The 18586-nt window shown below is 37.7% G+C and carries 17 protein-coding genes; 7 read left to right on the top strand and 10 right to left on the bottom strand.

Annotated elements, in window-relative coordinates; genetic code table 11:
• From A0J48_RS16705 to A0J48_RS16690, 4 genes are all read right to left on the bottom strand, one after another.
• On the bottom strand, positions 1–1864 hold a 1864-nt coding region (locus A0J48_RS16705), incomplete at its 3' end, for a two-partner secretion domain-containing protein (RefSeq protein WP_200324958.1).
• 240 nt (positions 1865–2104) lie between these two features.
• A complete protein-coding gene (locus A0J48_RS16700) occupies positions 2105–3181 on the bottom strand; it encodes a S1 family peptidase (protein WP_234300968.1) in 1077 nt (358 codons plus the stop codon).
• A 157-nt stretch (positions 3182–3338) separates the two neighbouring features.
• Positions 3339–4250 (bottom strand): S1 family peptidase, encoded by a 912-nt coding sequence (locus tag A0J48_RS16695; protein WP_200324956.1) that lies wholly within the window; start codon positions 4248–4250, stop codon positions 3339–3341.
• Between the two features lie 99 nt (positions 4251–4349).
• Positions 4350–4937: a COP23 domain-containing protein gene (locus A0J48_RS16690; RefSeq protein ID WP_200324954.1), complete on the bottom strand. Its 588-nt coding sequence runs from the start codon at positions 4935–4937 to the stop codon at positions 4350–4352.
• A 456-nt stretch (positions 4938–5393) separates the two neighbouring features.
• Here A0J48_RS16690 and A0J48_RS16685 point away from each other — a divergent pair, with 456 nt between their 5' ends.
• On the top strand, positions 5394–7277 hold the full coding sequence (locus A0J48_RS16685; protein ID WP_234300967.1) for a ShlB/FhaC/HecB family hemolysin secretion/activation protein: 1884 nt from the start codon (positions 5394–5396) through the stop codon (positions 7275–7277).
• A gap of 119 nt (positions 7278–7396) precedes the next feature.
• Here the strand turns inward: A0J48_RS16685 and A0J48_RS16680 are convergent, their stop codons facing one another.
• Positions 7397–8260: a TetR/AcrR family transcriptional regulator gene (locus tag A0J48_RS16680; protein ID WP_200324952.1), complete on the bottom strand. Its 864-nt coding sequence runs from the start codon at positions 8258–8260 to the stop codon at positions 7397–7399.
• A 124-nt stretch (positions 8261–8384) separates the two neighbouring features.
• On the opposite strand from A0J48_RS16680, the gene A0J48_RS16675 reads away from it, so the two are divergent.
• The 6 genes from A0J48_RS16675 (at position 8385) to A0J48_RS16650 (ending at position 13508) form a co-directional block, all read left to right on the top strand.
• The gene (locus A0J48_RS16675) at positions 8385–9680 is read left to right on the top strand and encodes an ABC exporter membrane fusion protein (RefSeq protein WP_200324950.1); all 1296 of its coding nucleotides are present in this window, start codon (positions 8385–8387) and stop codon (positions 9678–9680) included.
• A gap of 114 nt (positions 9681–9794) precedes the next feature.
• Positions 9795–10976: an ABC transporter permease DevC gene (gene devC, locus A0J48_RS16670; protein WP_200324948.1), complete on the top strand. Its 1182-nt coding sequence runs from the start codon at positions 9795–9797 to the stop codon at positions 10974–10976.
• Between the two features lie 84 nt (positions 10977–11060).
• Positions 11061–11774 carry a DevA family ABC transporter ATP-binding protein gene (locus tag A0J48_RS16665; RefSeq protein WP_200324946.1) on the top strand — a complete coding sequence of 238 codons (714 nt, stop codon included), beginning with the start codon at positions 11061–11063 and terminating at the stop codon, positions 11772–11774.
• A gap of 49 nt (positions 11775–11823) precedes the next feature.
• Entirely contained in the window at positions 11824–12216 is a 393-nt protein-coding gene (locus A0J48_RS16660) for a hypothetical protein (protein WP_200324944.1), read from the top strand.
• 9 nt (positions 12217–12225) lie between these two features.
• On the top strand, positions 12226–12666 hold the full coding sequence (locus tag A0J48_RS16655; protein WP_200324942.1) for an HNH endonuclease: 441 nt from the start codon (positions 12226–12228) through the stop codon (positions 12664–12666).
• Positions 12667–12794: 128 nt separating this feature from the next.
• A complete protein-coding gene (locus A0J48_RS16650; RefSeq protein ID WP_200324940.1) occupies positions 12795–13508 on the top strand; it encodes a Uma2 family endonuclease in 714 nt (237 codons plus the stop codon).
• A gap of 297 nt (positions 13509–13805) precedes the next feature.
• Here A0J48_RS16650 and A0J48_RS16645 read toward each other — a convergent pair whose 3' ends face one another.
• The 5 genes from A0J48_RS16645 to A0J48_RS16625 form a co-directional block, all read right to left on the bottom strand.
• Entirely contained in the window at positions 13806–14048 is a 243-nt protein-coding gene (locus tag A0J48_RS16645) for a type II toxin-antitoxin system HicA family toxin (RefSeq protein WP_200324937.1), read from the bottom strand.
• Positions 14049–14236: 188 nt separating this feature from the next.
• Complete coding sequence (locus tag A0J48_RS16640; RefSeq protein ID WP_200324936.1) at positions 14237–14458, bottom strand: type II toxin-antitoxin system HicB family antitoxin; 222 nt, start codon at positions 14456–14458, stop codon at positions 14237–14239.
• A 115-nt stretch (positions 14459–14573) separates the two neighbouring features.
• Positions 14574–15908 (bottom strand): hypothetical protein, encoded by a 1335-nt coding sequence (locus tag A0J48_RS16635; RefSeq protein ID WP_200324934.1) that lies wholly within the window; start codon positions 15906–15908, stop codon positions 14574–14576.
• Between the two features lie 180 nt (positions 15909–16088).
• Positions 16089–16913, bottom strand: coding sequence for an Rpn family recombination-promoting nuclease/putative transposase (locus A0J48_RS16630; RefSeq protein WP_200324932.1), 825 nt, complete (start codon positions 16911–16913; stop codon positions 16089–16091).
• A gap of 84 nt (positions 16914–16997) precedes the next feature.
• Entirely contained in the window at positions 16998–18548 is a 1551-nt protein-coding gene (locus A0J48_RS16625) for an NAD(P)H-hydrate dehydratase (RefSeq protein WP_200324930.1), read from the bottom strand.
• Between the last annotated feature and the right edge of the window lie 38 nt (positions 18549–18586).

The raw sequence follows: 18586 nt of genomic DNA, 5'->3' as shown, positions 1-18586 counted from the left end.
AGCTATTGACATTAACTGCATCACCTAAAGTCAAATTACCTGTCCCTGCATTCAGGTTTAAATCTGTGGTTAAACCATTAATTGTGCTGGTGAAATTAATTTCATTGTTAGTGGAATTAAAGGTTTTGGGATTATTGCCTGTGAGGGTAACTTCACCATTATAGGTTTGAATTCCTGTGGTGGTAATGTTGTTGGCAATGTTAGTATTTGCCGCAGTTGTAGTCAAGCTATTGACATTAACTGCATCACCTAAAGTCAAATTACCTGTCCCTGCATTCAGGTTTAAATCTGTGGTTAAACCATTAATTGTGCTGGTGAAATTAATTTCATTGTTAGTGGAATTAAAGGTTTTAGAATTAGTTCCTGTGAGTTCTAAGGCACTATTAAATTCAATATTCCCAGTTGTAGAAATATTATTTCCTACTTGAGTTGTAGTAGCATTGCTAGTTAAACTATTCAGCTTTGTAGTTCCACCGACCACATGATTAAAGCTGACAGTTCCATTATTTGCTGTTGTGGTTAAGTCGCTATCACCATCAACTGTGTTAGCAAAACTAATATTCCCATTATCTGTGGTGAATAGTTTTGCACCTCCTTCTGTTAGCGTCAGACGACCATTAAAAATAATATTCCCAGTTGTTGCGATATTTTTGGGAATAGTTGTTGTTCCTGTATTGGTGATGTTAAGATTATTGAGTTTAGCAATACTACCTATTTCATCACCAAAATTAATATCTCCCCCAGTCAGATTTAAATCTTGATTTCCATCAACTTTCCCATTCAGTGCAATTGTGCCACTACCTGAGTTTAAGTTAACGTTATTACTTAATAATATATCTTGGTCAATAGTTATATTATTTGCTGTGATGTTAGAACCAAGATTCACAGTCTCGTTAGCTAACAGGTTGACATCTCCAGTGGCTTGGATCTGACCTGGAACTAATGTTAAATTCTTATCGGCGGATAAAGTTGCAGATGCAGATGTGATGTTTTTGGTAACTACATCACCAGAATCTACAGTCAATCCCGAACCTGTAAGTTCTACTTGTCCATCATTAATAGTTACACCATCAGCACTACCGATATTACCTGTCAATAAATCTAACAAAGTTGCCGGAGTAGGGGATGTACCTGATGGGGGTTCAACTTCTAAACTCAGCAGATGTCCTGGTTGACTGATGCGTAAAAGGGTTTCACCAGGAACTGAGGCAACTATAATATTACCCCCTGGTGCTGATAAATTGCCAGTGCTGAGGACTGTACCACCAAGTAAGTTTAAGTTTTTACCATCACCGACTGCTAAGTTGCCAAAATTAACAATACTCCCTGGTTGTGTAGCAGAAAAACTAAAGCCGTTGGGAGTTCCTACTAATGTTGCATAATCATTATTGCCAAGGGCATTAAATCTATTCTCACCCAGTAATATACTATTCGCCGTGGTGGCTGTAAAATCAGCGGGTACATTTAAGCTGGCATTTGCACCAAAGAGGATACCAGCAGGATTCATTAAAAATAAGTTGGAATTTCCACCAGTGACTTGTATAATTCCGTTGATTACGGAAGTATCACCACCTACGACTCGTCCCAAAATGTTCTGAATATTAGGGTTGGAGAGGAAGTTTGCTATCTCATTGGGGTTGAGTCCGAATTTTTGGAAGCTGTGAAAGAGATTTGCACCATCTTGAGAAAGACTACCACCATTGATGTCTAGTTGATTACCGTTGGGGGTAACAACAGTACCAGTACCATCACTAGCAGGGGTGATAGATTGTGCTTTGACAATGGCTATGGTTTGCAGAAGGGTGACAACTGCGATCGCTTGAGTCAGAATAAATAGACCAATCTTGCCAATTAATGAATTCATATAAATCCCCTGTATAAATAAAGGTTCAATTTGTCCGTTTCAATTTGAATTTTCCTTTATTTCATATCATTATTAATATAAGTGGATATCCTTAAATTTTGGCAATTATCAATGAAATTTAATAAAAATAATCTCAGTATTTTTACCATTACATAGTAAAAAACCCGCAACTGCGGGCTTTCTAACAACTTATGTTTTAATAGACGTGATGGTGACTTATTAATTTGTAACAAATTTTAATCACCATAAACGAGAATTAGAGGGATCAGGAGTAGTATTTTGATTGGGTATGGTCTGTGTGGGGATGGGGGGAGTAATCTCAGTGGTTGTAGGACGGGACGGAGTGGTGTTTTTAGGAGACTTGTTCACCACCTCAACAGCTGCATCTACTGGTTCTTCTTCTGTAATATTAGTGTTGAGAGGGTCTTTGGGATCTACAGGACGACCTCTGGTAGCAAACAACTGCGCTGCACCTGGTTCAGATTTATCCAGTTTCATACCTAATTTGTAGATAGCATTTGGCGCTAATTTCCTGAGAAAAGTCTGAGTAGGAATGGCTAAATTAAAACCGGTTTTATCTGGAACTCTTTGAGGTCCACTTTCTTGATTACTCGCTGAAGATGCTACTCGCTTGGGGGCTTCTTCTCTGTCACCTCTACCATGAATACCAACAACTCTTCCTGCTACATCAAATACAGGGCCTCCACTCATACCTGCTCTGGTAGTTGCGGTATAAGATATAGCATAACCATTGTCCACGGCGGTATCTTCTTCACCTGCCACTGCATCCCCATCTAAACGGCTGGAAACCAAGGAGGAAGTGAACTGAAACACACGCTTTTTAATTGCCTGTCCAGGGTTGGGAAATCCAGAAACATAGATACCTGCACCTTCAGTAGCATAGTCAGAATCACTTAGGGTAGCAGTATTAAATTTATGTTCGCTGCGAAACCTGACAACTGCTAAATCTACTCCGGGCAATCTCTGAATATCTTTCTCTGTGGAAATACTGATTTTTTGCCTTCTTCTGTCTCCTTCTAGGGGAACGGGTGTAATAACTTGATATTCATCGTCTGGGTGTTGAACAACGTGGTTAGCTGTTAGTACCACATAAACGTTTTTACCATCTTCTTTGTAAGTACCAACAATCACACCTGAACCGGGATAATTAGCTGTGGGGGCAATCTGCACTACCGTAGATTTGGCAATGCTGGCTACTTCTCTGGGGGATAATGCTTCTCTAGCAATGGCTGGACTCGATACCATTACCATTGCTGAACCGATAAAGCAACCTGATAATAAATAAGGATTTAACATGATGCAATTTCCTGAAACTACTGAGATTTATAATTATTAACAAATTTCCTGGTATAGCAGGTGACAGGTGACAGGTGACAGTGATAAAAGCCTTTCAGTGTTTAGGTTTTAGTTTTGCTTAATGTCATAACTGTCTCGTCTACAGATGTAAATCTATTTACCAAATCCACACAGAAGGTTTTGGCTGATTGATTGGTTGATTTGCAGGGCTTGGGGTTGGTGGTGCAGAAGGGGCAGAATTGGAATAGAGAGAATCAACTTCAATTTCCGTGTAAGATGATCCTGTAGTTGGTTTAGTCCCGCCTTGGGAAAATTGGGGGGCGCTGTTGAGAAAAGTTCCTACTGATACAGCCCAACTGGAATATTCAAATTTACTCCGGGTTTCTAAATTGGGAGTAGAACCATCTTCAAAAATAAAGGGATTTCCCCAGAGAGGAAATTTGTGTCTACCATTAATTGCTACCAGTTCACCACGCTGATTGAGTACGGGTCCACCACTCATACCTTTGAGGATGTCGTTGCTGTAACCAATTTGATAACCACCTTGAAAAGATTTAGGTAATATATAGTCGATCTTTCCAGTTGTGAATGACCACGTTTTAGTTTCATGAGGAAAGCCAGCCGCAAAGGTTTTGTCTCCTACTGCTAAAGGTGATTTAGCAATTGAGGCGATCGCATAATTATTGCTACTTTTAAAACTGAGTAATCCCAAATCATCATCATTGAAATTTACAGCCTTAACTGTTTGACCCCGGTAAATTTTACCATCGGGAGTTTGGATTTGATAATTATTACCCATTCTCAAAACATGAGCGTTTGTAAGAACTGTGTAAATCTGACCTTTTCTTTGAATAAGAATTCCTGAACCCCAATTGTCTCCCGATATAATTTTAACTGTAATCGCACGGGCTTGTTGACGTACAATCTTTTCTGACCATTGATCAGAAGTTTGAGAAATCTCTGTATCAGCTATTAATTTTTGCGTTTCTATGGAATAGACAGACTGATTAGAAACAGCAAAAGACAGACAGCTAATTAAAACCGAAAAACTGATTCTAGAAACATTCATGTTCGCTCAACTCACAAACAGTTAACTAATATCTCCTCCCCATTACTTTTTGGCTTTTGGAAAGGAGAATTAGTCTATGTTAATCGAACTTTTAAGCTCTTACCAGACATTACCACCGGGTGTTGTGCTAGGTGTTGTCTCAGGGCTGTTATTAATTACACCTGGTTCTGTTTGTCCTGAAGCACTACCAGTTACACCCAATTCAGTCAACATTTTATTTACGTCGATGTAAACTCTCTCGCTAGATTCATTGACAATTGCACCAGTAGCACCTGCACGATTATCAAAAAGTGTTTGCAGGATACCTGCTACGTTGCGGCTATTTCTGCGATTTAAGGTAAATAAGACATTGCTGCTATCACAAGAGCCACCACCAGATGTAGCACAAACTACGGGCATTCCTCTGACTATCCCAGCGGTAATGTAGTTTAACTGACCTGTGCTGTAAAAATGATTAAATCTTGATGATACTTCCACACATCTACGAACACTGTCATATCCAGAACCGGCGAACTCATTTGTTCTCCAGCGCATTACTGGCGCTCTTCTTGCCCCAACAACAGTAGTTAGGCTATTTGTATCACAACTGAAAGGCCCAACTTGAGCATAACTGGGGCTGCTAACTGCTGCTCCCAAAGTGCTGACGATAACTGCGCCACTAAGGATTGCTAAGGATTTACGTAGCATTTTGTTCTCTCCTAAATAAACTGATTGTTTTAGTGTTATAAATGCTTAAAAGCAAATATCTTGAGTTGTACAAGCCTATTGTTCGGTTGTTACTTTACATAACTTCAGATGATTTGTTTATTTTTTTGTTTGACTTAATGCTTTATAAATAAATTAGCTTATAATCTTTTAGTACCATAAGCGTAAATTTACTTATAGTACGCACTGATTTTTTTTGCAGTAACTTCATAAAATTCTGATCTGAATTCAGTAGTTACCCAGTTTATTAAAAATAAATATAGTATTAAATATGACTTAAGTAATCATTGCAGCTCGATTGCTCAGAACTATTAGTCAAAAAAATCCGAAAATTTGGCCATTAATGTATCCAAAGGAGACATAGCGTGTTAATTTTGGAACTGCAAGTTTATATAAGTATAAAAATCAAATACAGAAGTAATCAGGAGCAATAATTTTATGCGTTGGCACTCAGAAGGTAGAATGTGGCGTGTATTTTTAATCCCCAGTGCGCTCTTAGTTGTATCTGCATCGGCTAGTTATGCTCAATTTTCCAGTGCTGTGGTGTTATTAGAATTACCAGATTATCTGCTGGCTAAAGTGACAGATAAACCAGTAGAACCAAAGCCAGCAGCAGCAAATAAGAATGATTTACTGAGTTCATTGGTGTTATTAGAAGTACCAAATGACCTCCTGCAACCAGCAGCAAATCCCGCAGGTGATCCCAACCAAGAAAGATTTCTGCAACCAGCACCTATTCCCGAACCGCTAACACCAGAAAAACAGGAGATAGTCCCACCAGAACCTGTACCGGAAACAGAAGCAAAAACAGAACCGGAGACAGTCAGCCAAAATATTCAAGTTGATAAAATTGAGGTAACGGGCAGTACAATTTTTAACCAAGAACAATTAAATGCCCTGACTCAGCCAGTACAAGGACGTTCTGTAACCCTGGAAGAACTCAGAGAAGTTGCTAATAATATCACCCAACTTTACTTAGACCGAGGTTATCTGACCACAAGAGCAATTTTAGCCAACCAAACAATTAGCGATGGTGTGGTACAAATACGGATAATTGAAGCTGGTGTAGAGAAAATCGAAATTGAAGGCACAAAACGCATCAATCCTAATTATGTGCGATCGCGGATAGCGTTGGGAATTAAAACACCTCTAGCCACAGGTGATTTAGAAGACCAGTTAAGATTATTACGGGCAGACCCCTTGTTTTCCAATGTAGAAGCCAGCATTCGTGCAGGTACTCAGGTGGGTCAAAATATTTTAGTAGTCAGAGTTACGGAAGCTGACTCCTTTAAAGCTGGATTAAGCGTTGATAACTATTCTCCACCCAGCATTGGTTCAGAAAGATTTGGTATCAATACCAGTTATCGCAATCTTACAGGATTGGGTGACGAATTAGCAGCTTCATATTATTTTACAGCCCAAGGCGGATCGAATATCTATGATTTCAGTTATCGCATCCCGGTGAATGCGATGAATGGAACTGTGCAACTGCGAACATCAATTAATAATAACGAAGTCATCCAAGAACCTTTTAAAGATTTCGATATTCGGGGAGAGTCCCAACTATATGAAGTGAGTTTTCGTCAGCCATTAGTGCGATCGCCCCGACAAGAATTTGCTTTATCATTAGGCTTTACTGTCCAAGATGGGCAAACCTTTACCTTTGCAGGGCCAACAGCATTTGGTTTTGGTCCAGACGACGAAGGAAACAGTCGCACCCGCGTGATTAAATTTGGACAAGATTATTTAGCACGAGATATAAATGGTGCATGGTCTTTACGTTCTTTATTCAGTTTTGGTATTGACGTATTGGATGCCACCAGCAACGATGATCCTATTCCTGATGGGAAATTTTTCAGTTGGTTAGGACAAATACAACGAGTACAACGCTTTAGTGATAACTATACCTTAATTGCCCAAGCTGAAGCACAACTCACTCCCGATGGTTTATTACCCTCACAGCAATTTGTCATTGGTGGTGGTCAGTCAGTGCGCGGTTATCGGCAAAATGCCCGTGCAGGTGACAACGGAGTCAGATTTGTACTGGAAAACCAAATTACAATTCACAAAGATAAAAATACAGAGCAATTCATCAAAGTCGCGCCATTTTTTGATTTAGGATATGTATGGAATACAGATGATAACCCCAACACACTACAGAAACAAACCTTTTTAGCTGGTGCAGGAGTGGGAGTTTTATGGCAACTTCTACCCGGTCTGAATATGCGTTTAGATTACGGTCTGCCTTTAATTGACTTAGATGACCGTGGTGTAAATGCCCAGGATGAGGGTTTTTACTTTAGTGTGGGATATAAGCTTTAAGGAGGCAGGAGGCAGGAGGAAACAGGCAAGAGATAATACATGATTCTCCGTTTTTCTCCTGATTTTTCCCATCACTGTTGTTTTCCTGGCAAAGTTCAATCTATCCATGTACATACAAATTAATCTCCCGACTCCTGACCATCTCCAAACCCTTGACGCGCAAAAACTTCAATCATCTCACTGCGAGTCAGATTATGTTCCTGAGCTAATTCATCCAACTTTGCCCAAGCCGTATCTGTCAGCCGAATAGACCGCAATTTTTTCGTCTCATCACCGTAATCAGCCTGAAATTTACCTTCAGATGTGCGCTTGCGTCTGGGTGATTTATGCCTTGTCCCGGAATACTTGCCACCATGTATATCTATCTGATTACAAGTCATTAAATTAACCAGATTATCAATCAAGCGATCGCGCTCCATTGGTAAAATATCCGCACCATGTAACATATACTGAATAATCGTAAAATGCACCAAAGTCCCCAGAAAAATCCGTGCTGCTACCTGTGCATCGGGTAATTGCAATTCTGGATGGGCGGAAAAATACTCAGTAATTGTATCTAGACCATTTTTATCGACATTGCGAACAAAAACCTGAGCTAGTGACGGAAAACGCCCAGATTCAGCAATAATCAACCTCACAAAGCTCAACAATTCCTGTGAACAAGTAATATTATCTAAAATATTGTTGGCGATTCGACGCAAAACTATCTCCGGTTCTCCTTCCAGAAATTGCGGATCTTGAGGGTTAAAAACTGCCAAATATTTTTTCCGTGCTAATCCTTCAATTAGTGCAGTAAATAGACCTTCTTTATCCTGAAAATAGCTATATATCGTTGTTTTAGATACCCCTGCGGCTTCTGTTACTCTATCCATTGTCGCCGCAGAGTAACCATGTACTAAAAATTCCTGCATAGCACCAGCCAGGATAGCATCTACTTTATCTGTTAATCGCTCTGTATCTATTTTTCTACTCTTTTTTGGCATATAAGCAACCTAAATGAATTATTTTGGCGATCGCTCTTGACATTATTGTAATGAACGGTTTAGTTTAGTTGTATTACTAAACTAATTAGTTTAGTTAGCATCTCAAATGTGAGAGGGAAACTCTATGATGCGTGATCTAGTATTTAAACCTAGTCCTCGACCAATAATTATGCTGGGAACAGCAATAATTGTTGGCATTGGTGGCTTACAAGGGTATATAATATTACAGGATAAATCTAAAACTGCCCAGACAACTCAAGTTTCCCCAGTCAGCATACCGCAAATTAAGACAGTGACGGCATTGGGGAGACTAGAACCCAAGGGAAAAGTCATTAAACTTTCCGCACCTACATCTAGTCAAGGTAGCCGAGTAGAGCAGCTTTTGGTCAAAGAAGGGGATAAAGTAAAAGCTGGACAAATCATAGCTATTTTGGATAACCGTCCCCGACTCCAAGCTGCTTACCAAGAAGCCCAAGCTGCGGTGAAAGTTGCCCAGGTAAATTTAGAGAAAGTGCAAGCAGGGGCAAAAATCGGAGAAATAGAAGCCCAAAAAGCCGAAATTGCTAGAATAAAAGCCCAAAAGCTAGGAGATGTAACTGGACAGAGAGAAGCAGTAGCGAGATTAGAAGCACAATGGCAAGGTGAAACTTCTGCACAACGGGCAACAATCAACAGACTACAAGCAGAACTGAAAAACGCCGAAGTTGAATTGCAACGATATCAGCAACTTTACCGAGATGGGGCAATTTCTCAGTCATTATTTGATAGTAAAAAGCTGAGTGTTGATACCATTACCCAACAGTTGAGCGAAGCAAGAGCAAACCTCAACCGTATTGATAGCACGGGACGCAAGCAAATTAGCGAAGCTAAAACAGCATTGAACCGGATTCAAGCCACTGGTAGCAAACAAGTCACTTCTGCCAAAGCCACCTTAAACCAAATAGCCGAAGTGCGTCCGGTAGATGTAGCAGCAGCGACAGCCGAAGTCAACCGCACCATAGCCGCAGCGCAACAAGCAAGGGCAAACTTAGATCAAGTTTATGTAAAATCATCTCAAGATGGTGTAATTTTTGATGTCTATACCCGTGCTGGTGAATTGGTATCTAATGATGGGATAGTGGAAATTGGACAACCTAACCAGATGTATGCAGTGGTAGAAGTTTACCAAAGTGATGTTAGTAAAATCCGTCCCCAACAAAAAGTAAAAATATCTAGCAATTCTTTACCAGGAGAATTACAGGGAAAAGTAGATTGGTTAGGCTGGAAAGTACAGCGGCAAAATATCATCAACTCTGATCCTAGTGAAAATATTGATTCTAGAGTTGTGGAAGTTCATGTCCAGCTAGATCAAGAATCAAGTAATAAAGCAGCAAAATTTACTAATTTACAAGTGAAGGCAGTAATTTCACTACAGGAATAATGTTTGCTGTATGAATGGTACTTTTTTTAACTAACCGCAGAGACGCAGAGAACGCAGAGGAAGAGAAGAAGGTGAAGTTTTTACGTTTTATTTCGTTTTATTTAGGGGTTATATATGGTTGGATTTATTCAAGAATTGCAAAGACGCACACCTTTGGGATGGTTGCAACTCAACCATCATAGAAGTCGTTTGTTAGTTGCGATATCAGGTATTGCTTTTGCAGATGTGTTGATTTTTATGCAGCTTGGCTTTCAAAATGCCTTGTATGACAGCAACACCAGATTAAACCGCGCTGTGCTTGCAGACATAGTTTTGATCAGTCCGCAAAGCCGAAATATGCAAAATATGTCTACCTTTTCCCGCAGAAGACTGTTTCAAGCTGCTGATGTACCAGGTGTGAAATCAGCCGAACCCATGTATATCGGTTTAGCCACTTGGAAAAATCCCCAAACAAAACGCAAAACCACAGTCCAAACAATAGCTTTTAATCCTGAACAACCTGCATTAAATATACCGGAAATCAACGCCCAATTAGATAAAATTAAATTACCTGAGAATTTCCTATTTGACAGAGGTGCGAGGGGCGATTACGATCAAGTTTTTCGACAAATAGATGCTGGTAAAAATGTCAGCACAGAAATAGATAAACGGACAATTAATATTAGTGGATTATTTAAATTAGGAGCTTCCTTTGGTGCGGATGGAACTATAGTTTCTAGTGATGAAAATTTTTTACGCATCTTTCCCAGAAGACAAGCAGGAAGTATTAATTTGGGTTTAATTAATATCAAACCAGGATATGAAGTAGAACAGGTAGCAGCAGCATTAAAATCACACCTGCAAAATAATGAAGATGTGAAAGTTCTCACTCGTGAAGAATATATCAAATTTGAAGAAGCATTTTGGAAAAAAGAAAGTCCTATTGGCTTTATTTTTAGTTTAGGCGTATCAATGGGTTTTATTGTAGGTGTAATTATTGTTTATCAAGTTTTGTCCACAGACGTAAATTCTCATCTTAAAGAATACGCCACTTTTAAAGCAATGGGATATAACAATTCATATTTGTTAGGAGTAATTTTTGAAGAAGCAATCATTTTAGCAGCTTTAGGTTTTATTCCTGGATTTATCGTACCTTTAGGACTTTATAACCTAGCGAGAAACGCCACTAATTTACCTATATATATGACATTAGGTAGGGCTTTATTTGTTTTCATCCTCACCTTTATTATGTGTACAATTTCTGGGACAATAGCGACTGGTAAACTGCAATCAGCCGATCCCGCAGATATGTTTTAAATTAGGTGACAGTTGACAGGTGACAGGTGACAGAAAAACTTTGCTTCTTTACTTTGCGTCTTTGCGTGAGGAAAAAATATAAATATGGAAACAATAAACTCTTTACAACCAGTAATTGATGTCCAAAATCTCGACCATTACTTCGGTTCTGGACAACTCCGCAAACAAGTATTATGTAACATCAACCTCACCATTAACGCAGGTGAAATAGTGATCATGACTGGTCCATCTGGTTCAGGTAAAACCACTTTATTAACATTAGTAGGTGGACTGCGTTCTGCTCAATCTGGAAGTTTAAAAATATTAGGAAAAGAACTTTGTAACGCAACTGCAAAACAACTCACCCAAGCAAGAAGAAATCATGGTTATATTTTCCAAGCACATAATTTACATGGGAGTTTAACAGCAATTCAAAATGTGAGAATGGGTTTAGAAGTACATCCGAAAATTCCACCTCAAGAAATGTTGAACCGTTCACAAAAAATGTTAGAACAGGTAGGTTTAGGAGAAAGACTAAATTACTATCCAGATAATTTATCAGGTGGACAAAAACAAAGGGTAGCGATCGCACGTGCATTAGTTAGTAATCCCAAGATTATTTTAGCAGATGAACCTACCGCAGCACTTGATAAACAATCGGGACGGGATGTGGTAGAATTAATGCAGAAATTAGCAAAAGAGCATGGTTGTACAATTTTACTTGTCACCCATGATAATCGAATTTTAGATATTGCTGACCGAATTATTTATATGGAAGATGGTCATTTAATTAAAGATGGTGTGGGTGTGATGAGTTAATGAAATTAAATTACAATTTAAGTGATATCTAAATGAGGTCAGAGTGAAGATGACTATACCCACAGATATTCGTCAAAGAGCGATAGCACTTCTGGAACAATTACCGGGAGAATCTTTAGTTAAAGCAGTTGAATTTTTAGAATCTCTTTCTCATCAAACTTTACAGGTATCAGAAACAAAGAAACCTGAAGTTTGGGAAACAGAATTAATTCAAATAATTCAACGTCGTTTATCTGCTGAACAACAAGAGCGATTACATTATTTACGTCAACAAAATGAAACTGGAGAAATTACAGAAACAGAGCATCAAGAGTTACTGATGTACGTTGAACTGATTGAACAACAAGATGCTGAACGTGCAGCAGCAATGATTGAATTAGCTCAAATTCGTGGAGTTGATTTGCAAATTTTGATTAATGAGTTTTTACCTACAAATCTTTAGTATTTCCTGATGTCAGAACGAGTCCCAGAATCAATTAGAAGTATTGTTACTGCTCGTGCGGGTGGTTATTGTGAGTATTGTTATTGCTCCGAACAATTTGCCACACAAAGCTTTACTCTTGAACATATAAAACCCCGACAAGCAGGTGGTGAAACAATTTTAGAAAATCTTGCTTGGAGTTGTTTTGGGTGTAATAGTTATAAACATACTAAAACACAGGCAATTGATCCAGAAACAGGAGAAAAAATAGCATTGTATAATCCCCGTTTGCAAGTTTGGAGTGAGCATTTTCAATGGAGTGATGATTTTACACAGGTAATTGGTAAAACACCTTGTGGTCGAGCAACTGTTGAAGCTTTGCGTTTAAATCGTGCAGGTGTTGTGAATTTACGTCGTGTATTGTTTGGTGCAAATTTGCATCCACCCAAGAATATGAGAAATAATAATTAGTGTTTATTTGCATTATTTAAATGCAAAACAGTCATTTAATTAAAGATGGTGTAGGTGTGATGAGTTCCTAAACAACATGAATCAAAAATCTTCTATAATATAAACTAAAGAATTTGTTGGAGAAGCAAATGTTATTAAATTATAATCCTAGACATTGCTTACCTTCTGCGGAAGATTTACCAGACTCAGACGACACACCAGTGGATAATCAATTACAACATTTAATACCAGGACTTTTAGAAGCAATTCTCGCTTTAATTTGGTCAGAAAAAATGGATTGGTTTTTTGGGGTAGATATGGGAATTTATTATGATCCCTATCAACCTGCAATTGTTCCTGATGGTTTTCTGAGTATCGGAGTACCGAGAATTATTGACTCAGATTTGCGGTTATCTTATGTTCTGTGGGAAGAACAAAAACTACCGATTATGGTATTAGAAATAGTCTCACAAACCAGAAGAGGAGAATATACACAAAAGAAACAAGAATATGCTGAATTAGGAATTTTGTATTATGTAATATATAATCCTTTAAGGAAAAGAAAACCCCGGTTAGAAGTTTATAAACTGGAAAATGGAGAATATGAATTATTAAAAGGTGAACCAGTGTGGTTATCAGAACTGAATTTAGGAATAGGGAGAGAAGAGGGAAAATATCAAGGAATTACCAGAGAGTGGTTATATTGGTTTGATGAAACAGGGAAGAGATATTTAACCCCAGAGGAGAGAATTTTAGCAACACAAAAAGAGTTTGAAGAACAATTAGAAGAAGAACGTCAACGCAACCGACGTTTAGAACAATTATTGAGAGATGCGGGAATAGATCCAAATCAGCATTTTTAGTATTCGATGGTATTAGATCCCTGACTTATTGAAGAAGTTGGGGATCATATTTATAAAATATTTTATGTTAAGTGATTATGCAACCTCAAAAATTCTATTACACTAAATAACCCAATCCGCAGTTACCGAATTGGGTTTTATTTTTTATGACCTACCGCAAGAAATTTACCCAGTGCTAGGTCAGCCCAGACATATCCAGTTATTTATTTAAGAGCTATTGAGATATTTTAAACTTCTCAGTTTTAAACACCAACCATAATCAAATTCTTGTAAACTAGCGACCATTTTTTCCTTACCTTATTTCACTAACTGGCTGAATGTTGAACAGGCTTTTGTGTGATGTCGGTTCAAGTCTTCCTTAGTAGCACCTAGCTGGGCTAGGATTTCGTAAAGAAGCCAACCACCAATCTCAGGATAAACTGGTATTGTCGTTGCTCGCCCATCTGGATGCTTCCAGCGCACATGATCACCTTTTTGGCGTTTTCTTTCAAAGCCAAGATGAGATGCAAGTCTTTCCAGTTCTCGTGTTTTTACTGGCATATATTCCCCTTAATTGTGGACTACACAGATAGCACGGGAGAAAGACTTTCTTGCGGAAGGGTTATGGAGTTGTCTAGGCTTTGTAGCTAGAATAACACAAAAAATAATACTGCCAAACACTTAATATATTTGGCAGTTTGTTATAAATAATGGTTTGATAGTTACTGAGAATATAGTTTTTCAGTATGTTAACTTTCCCGGAAGATCCCCAGTTTAACGTCTTCAGGAAAAGGTATTCCTTCCTCCTGGTACTCCTCTAAAATCATCTCAAATACGTATTGTAGTTTTCTTAGTGCCTCCTGTTGCGTTGTTCCCAAAGCATGACAGCTAGGAATAGCGGGAACATAGGCAACGAAAGTACCATTGTCATCAGGGCGAATAATGTTGATATAGTCTTGCAGGGATTTCATATTACAATTATACTTTTACTACAAATGTAACATATTATGGTTACTTATGGGGGCAAACTGTAAGTTTATGGATATTTACCAACATTTTAAACCTGAAATGGTGAGTTGTATCATTCTAAAGTTCTAAAGGTTTACTAAAATGTTCGAGAACTTTTTTAGCTATAAATTTAACTAATTCAATGTCGTATCCTAGTTTTTGAGCTTCTGTTGACAATGGTAGAATAGATTTTTTTTGATTAGTTGGATCATTTTTTGTATGAACTATTTTGTTCCGTATATCATAAATGCGAATCGCTGTTTTATTTATAATATCGCCTCCTTCGGTAAGAGGACTTTCTTTAGTTGTTATATCCTCCCATTTCTTATAGTTTTTAAAAAACTTTCTTCTGTCTTCTTTTCCTTCAAAGAATGATCTTAGCTCTTCCACATTGACACAATTTTCGATAGTTAATTTCAACAAGTCTTCTTCAGTTTGACCACGTATTTTCTTTTTTATTTTATCAAATAAATTATTTATGTTACTATCTAATGTTGCTTGAGATTCATAAAATGATGGATTTTTAATTGTTTCTTTCATAATTCTTAATGCTTCCTTATCTACAAATTTAGGGAAGTAACACTCAATTACTTGGTAATAATGTAAATATTGTGATACAGGCATTTTTTCTTCTGAAAGCGCGTGAATGTACAAAGATAGGGGAACTTCTTCATACTCATAAATGTTTTGAATATCTACTGTAGGCTTAGATTGAATTCTATTCTTAATTAAATCTCTGTTCCTTTCCGATTTTAAATCACTAAGTGATTTAGAATATGGTCCTTGATCTGATAAATAGATTGATACTCCCGTGGAATAATTTAATTCCAAAATAAGTACAGTTGCAACTTTTTCCAAAATTTTTAAAGCCTGTTCATGGGATGAAATTGTTACTTGTTCTATACGGATAGTAGAATATTCTTGAATTTGAGGGTGAGAAATGGGGTCTTTAAGTGTTGCTAAAACTGAAAATGTTGGCGTAGATAAACCAACAGATAATTTAAGGGTTGAGTAATTACCATCATTAACGTTAATAAATGTTCTTGAATTTTCTTCTTCATTGTTGATTTTAGGTTTAATTAATCTTTGATAAATTGAATAATGTCCTTGTGGCATATCTTCATAGTCAATCATAGCTTCAATATACTGATCTTCTATGGAATAATAAGCATGAAACTCACTCATACCACTAATTTTCTTGATATTTTCAAAAAAAATATCATCTTTTGGTATTAATTTTGCTTGGTTATGATTAATGTAAATATTAATAGGATCATTAGCAGCATTCAGCTTCAGACAAAATCCATGATTAATATCTTCTTGATTAAGGCGCTTTATGTCAAGATTTGCTCGCTGACAACTTTCTTCAAGCTGCTGAAGTAGCAGTAAATTCTCTTCTGATTCGGTAGACATATTAATTTAAAATGATGTTGTAAACCAAGATATCATAAAATATGAAACACTCATTTAACAAAAGATTGATTTATCATTTATATCCCTCCTAGTTTTTGATCACTTTTATCAAATATTGATCTAAACCACACCTTTTAGGTGTGGCGATATTCAGACATCAAATAGGATAAAAGAAGTAATTTATTGCTGTTGTAACCACCCTTCCAAATCTGCCACAGTGGTAAAATCTAAAAGCACATCACATAAATCCTCAATCTGTGCTAAAGATAAACCCTGAACCTGCGACAACAACTCATCAGGAATATTACCCAAACGACGATTTAACAAACGCAGAGCGATCGCTTTTTCTCCCTCTTCTTTACCTTCTTCTTTCGCTTCCCGTATAGCTTTTGGTTCTTCTAAATCTAATCCCAACATGGTGATAATCTCCTTGCGACTTAGTTTAGTAAACTTGTAAACAATAATCGTCGTGATTAAATCTATTATCTCTGTTTCCGACTGTTTACGCGCCTCAGCTAACAAAAACTTTGCGGTTTCTATTGCTTCGGTGTCTTCCTTAATAGTCAGCAACATCAAACCTAATCCCAACGGTTGTTGCTGTACATCCCCCAATTCATCTAAATATACCCGACGAATTTGATCACCTGCTAACAAAGAGCGATGAATCTTTAAATTTGATGGTTCTAAACTCCGCGAACCAAAAATGATCACCCCATACCAATCATCATAACGAATAGAATGGCGATGCAGAAACAACGATAATTCCGAAAAGAAGCGAAAATATAAATTTTCATCTTTCTGAAATTGCACTTCTGCAAAAAACACCACCTGAGAAACCGCATTAGCAGGAGGTAAAAACACCCCATCTATTCGGAAAGCTGTTTCTTTTACTTCCACCGATTCAAATACATAACTATCTGCTTCTGGTGGTGGTTCATCTACTAATTCAAACAATAAACTGGGAAATTGTTTGAACAATTTATAAAAAATAGTATCCCTTCGCATTTTTAATGAAAACTGTACTGTAGTTACTCATTACTTCTACATAATAAATCATCAATGGCTGTTTTTTTTCGGATGATGAGCAAACTATATATCAAGCAGAACCTTCATTAGATACTGCGTCAAAGTAAAAGCATCAACACCTAATTCTGTCCTTTCCTTTGCTGCTAAAATACCTGCTTGAGAATGCCACCAAGCCGCAGTTGCTACCACATCTTCAATATTAACTTGTTTATTAACAACTCGCGCCAAAATTCCCCCCATTAAACCCGTTAACACATCACCGCTACCACCACGGGCTAAAGCTGGTGTACTTTCAGAATTGAGCCAAATGACACCTTCAGGGTTAGAAATGGCGGTTCTTGCCCCTTTTAACAGCACTACAGCCCCCGTTTGTGATGCTGCTGTTTGCACTGCTTTTACTCTATCTTTAAAGTCAACATCAGGAAATAAACGATGAAATTCACCTGTATGGGGTGTGAGAATTGTTGTATTTTGGCGTTTTTTTAAAGTGGAAATAGTCCCTAATTGTGCCAAAATATTTAAAGCATCGGCATCCAAAATTAAGGTAACTTCACTATTGATTACCTGTTCAACAATTGGGGTAGCATCGGTTGTTAAACCTGGTCCACAAGCAATAGCATTAAATGAACTTAAATCAGTTTTTGGAGGTAATTGTAAATGAGAAATTGCCCCGGTTTCGGTTTCAGGACAGCCGATAATTAAAGCTTCTGGTAAATGGGAAACTAAAAGCGGTTTAATACTTTCTGGTACAGCAATTGATAACATCCCCACACCGGAGGCACGCGCACCTAAACCCGTTAAAATTGCTCCTCCAGCATAACGTTTTGAACCACAAATTAATAGTAAATGTCCAGATTTATATTTATGGGTTGTGGGGGGAAGAGGTAAAGATAAGGTATCAAATACTGTGGTGTTGGTAATGCGTTTGATTTTGGGAACTTCACCTAAAACAGCATGAATATCAGCTAGGGGAATATCAAAATCAATTAATTCCGCTTGTCCAATATATTCTAATGCTTGTTCTTGCAATAAACCCTGTTTCCATAAACCTAAACAAAAGGTATGAGTAGCACGAATAGCAGTTCCTAAAACTTCTCCTGTATCTGTATGTAAACCGGAAGGTAAATCAATACTAAAAATTGGTTTATTCCAGTCATTAAAATGATTAATTGCAGAAGCAATATTCCCGGTGATTTCTCTTTCTAAACCAAACCCAAATAACCCATCAATTAAAAAATCACAACTTGGTAATTCGGCAATTTCTTGAAAACAAGGAATTCCTAAACTTTGAGCATATTGAAAATGTTGAGAAGTTAATTCTTTGAGTTTAGTAAAAGGTTGATAAATCCAAACTTGATAACTACGAAAATGCAACTCTCGCGCTACAACTAAAGCATCACCACCATTGTGACCAGGACCGACTAAAATTCCCACACTAGATCCCCCCAACCCCCCTTGAAAAGGTGGGCAAAGAGGTATGATAGATTGTAGGCGATCGCTAATCAATCCCGCTACTTTTTCCATCAAAGCTGCAACCGGCATTCCCGCTGCAAATATTCGCCCTTCAATGTCACGCATTTGGGCAGATGTAACTATTATTTGTTCTTTAATCATTAGTAATTTGTTTCTTAACTGTCACCTGTCACCTGTCA

Source organism: Sphaerospermopsis aphanizomenoides BCCUSP55 (genome assembly GCF_001586785.1).
GTDB lineage: Bacteria > Cyanobacteriota > Cyanobacteriia > Cyanobacteriales > Nostocaceae > Sphaerospermopsis_A > Sphaerospermopsis_A aphanizomenoides_A.
This window is presented reverse-complemented; position numbering and strand designations above follow the sequence as displayed.

Bases quoted from the DNA above. Each gene is read 5' to 3' on its own strand.
- A0J48_RS16700 (WP_234300968.1), bottom strand. From the start codon at position 3,181: ATGTTAAATCCTTATTTATTATCAGGTTGCTTTATCGGTTCAGCAATG.
- A0J48_RS16695 (WP_200324956.1), bottom strand. From the start codon at position 4,250: ATGAATGTTTCTAGAATCAGTTTTTCGGTTTTAATTAGCTGTCTGTCT.
- A0J48_RS16690 (WP_200324954.1), bottom strand. From the start codon at position 4,937: ATGCTACGTAAATCCTTAGCAATCCTTAGTGGCGCAGTTATCGTCAGC.
- A0J48_RS16685 (WP_234300967.1), top strand. From the start codon at position 5,394: ATGCGTTGGCACTCAGAAGGTAGAATGTGGCGTGTATTTTTAATCCCC.
- A0J48_RS16680 (WP_200324952.1), bottom strand. From the start codon at position 8,260: ATGCCAAAAAAGAGTAGAAAAATAGATACAGAGCGATTAACAGATAAA.
- A0J48_RS16675 (WP_200324950.1), top strand. From the start codon at position 8,385: ATGATGCGTGATCTAGTATTTAAACCTAGTCCTCGACCAATAATTATG.
- devC (WP_200324948.1), top strand. From the start codon at position 9,795: ATGGTTGGATTTATTCAAGAATTGCAAAGACGCACACCTTTGGGATGG.
- A0J48_RS16665 (WP_200324946.1), top strand. From the start codon at position 11,061: ATGGAAACAATAAACTCTTTACAACCAGTAATTGATGTCCAAAATCTC.
- A0J48_RS16660 (WP_200324944.1), top strand. From the start codon at position 11,824: ATGACTATACCCACAGATATTCGTCAAAGAGCGATAGCACTTCTGGAA.
- A0J48_RS16655 (WP_200324942.1), top strand. From the start codon at position 12,226: ATGTCAGAACGAGTCCCAGAATCAATTAGAAGTATTGTTACTGCTCGT.
- A0J48_RS16650 (WP_200324940.1), top strand. From the start codon at position 12,795: ATGTTATTAAATTATAATCCTAGACATTGCTTACCTTCTGCGGAAGAT.
- A0J48_RS16645 (WP_200324937.1), bottom strand. From the start codon at position 14,048: ATGCCAGTAAAAACACGAGAACTGGAAAGACTTGCATCTCATCTTGGC.
- A0J48_RS16640 (WP_200324936.1), bottom strand. From the start codon at position 14,458: ATGAAATCCCTGCAAGACTATATCAACATTATTCGCCCTGATGACAAT.
- A0J48_RS16635 (WP_200324934.1), bottom strand. From the start codon at position 15,908: ATGTCTACCGAATCAGAAGAGAATTTACTGCTACTTCAGCAGCTTGAA.
- A0J48_RS16630 (WP_200324932.1), bottom strand. From the start codon at position 16,913: ATGCGAAGGGATACTATTTTTTATAAATTGTTCAAACAATTTCCCAGT.
- A0J48_RS16625 (WP_200324930.1), bottom strand. From the start codon at position 18,548: ATGATTAAAGAACAAATAATAGTTACATCTGCCCAAATGCGTGACATT.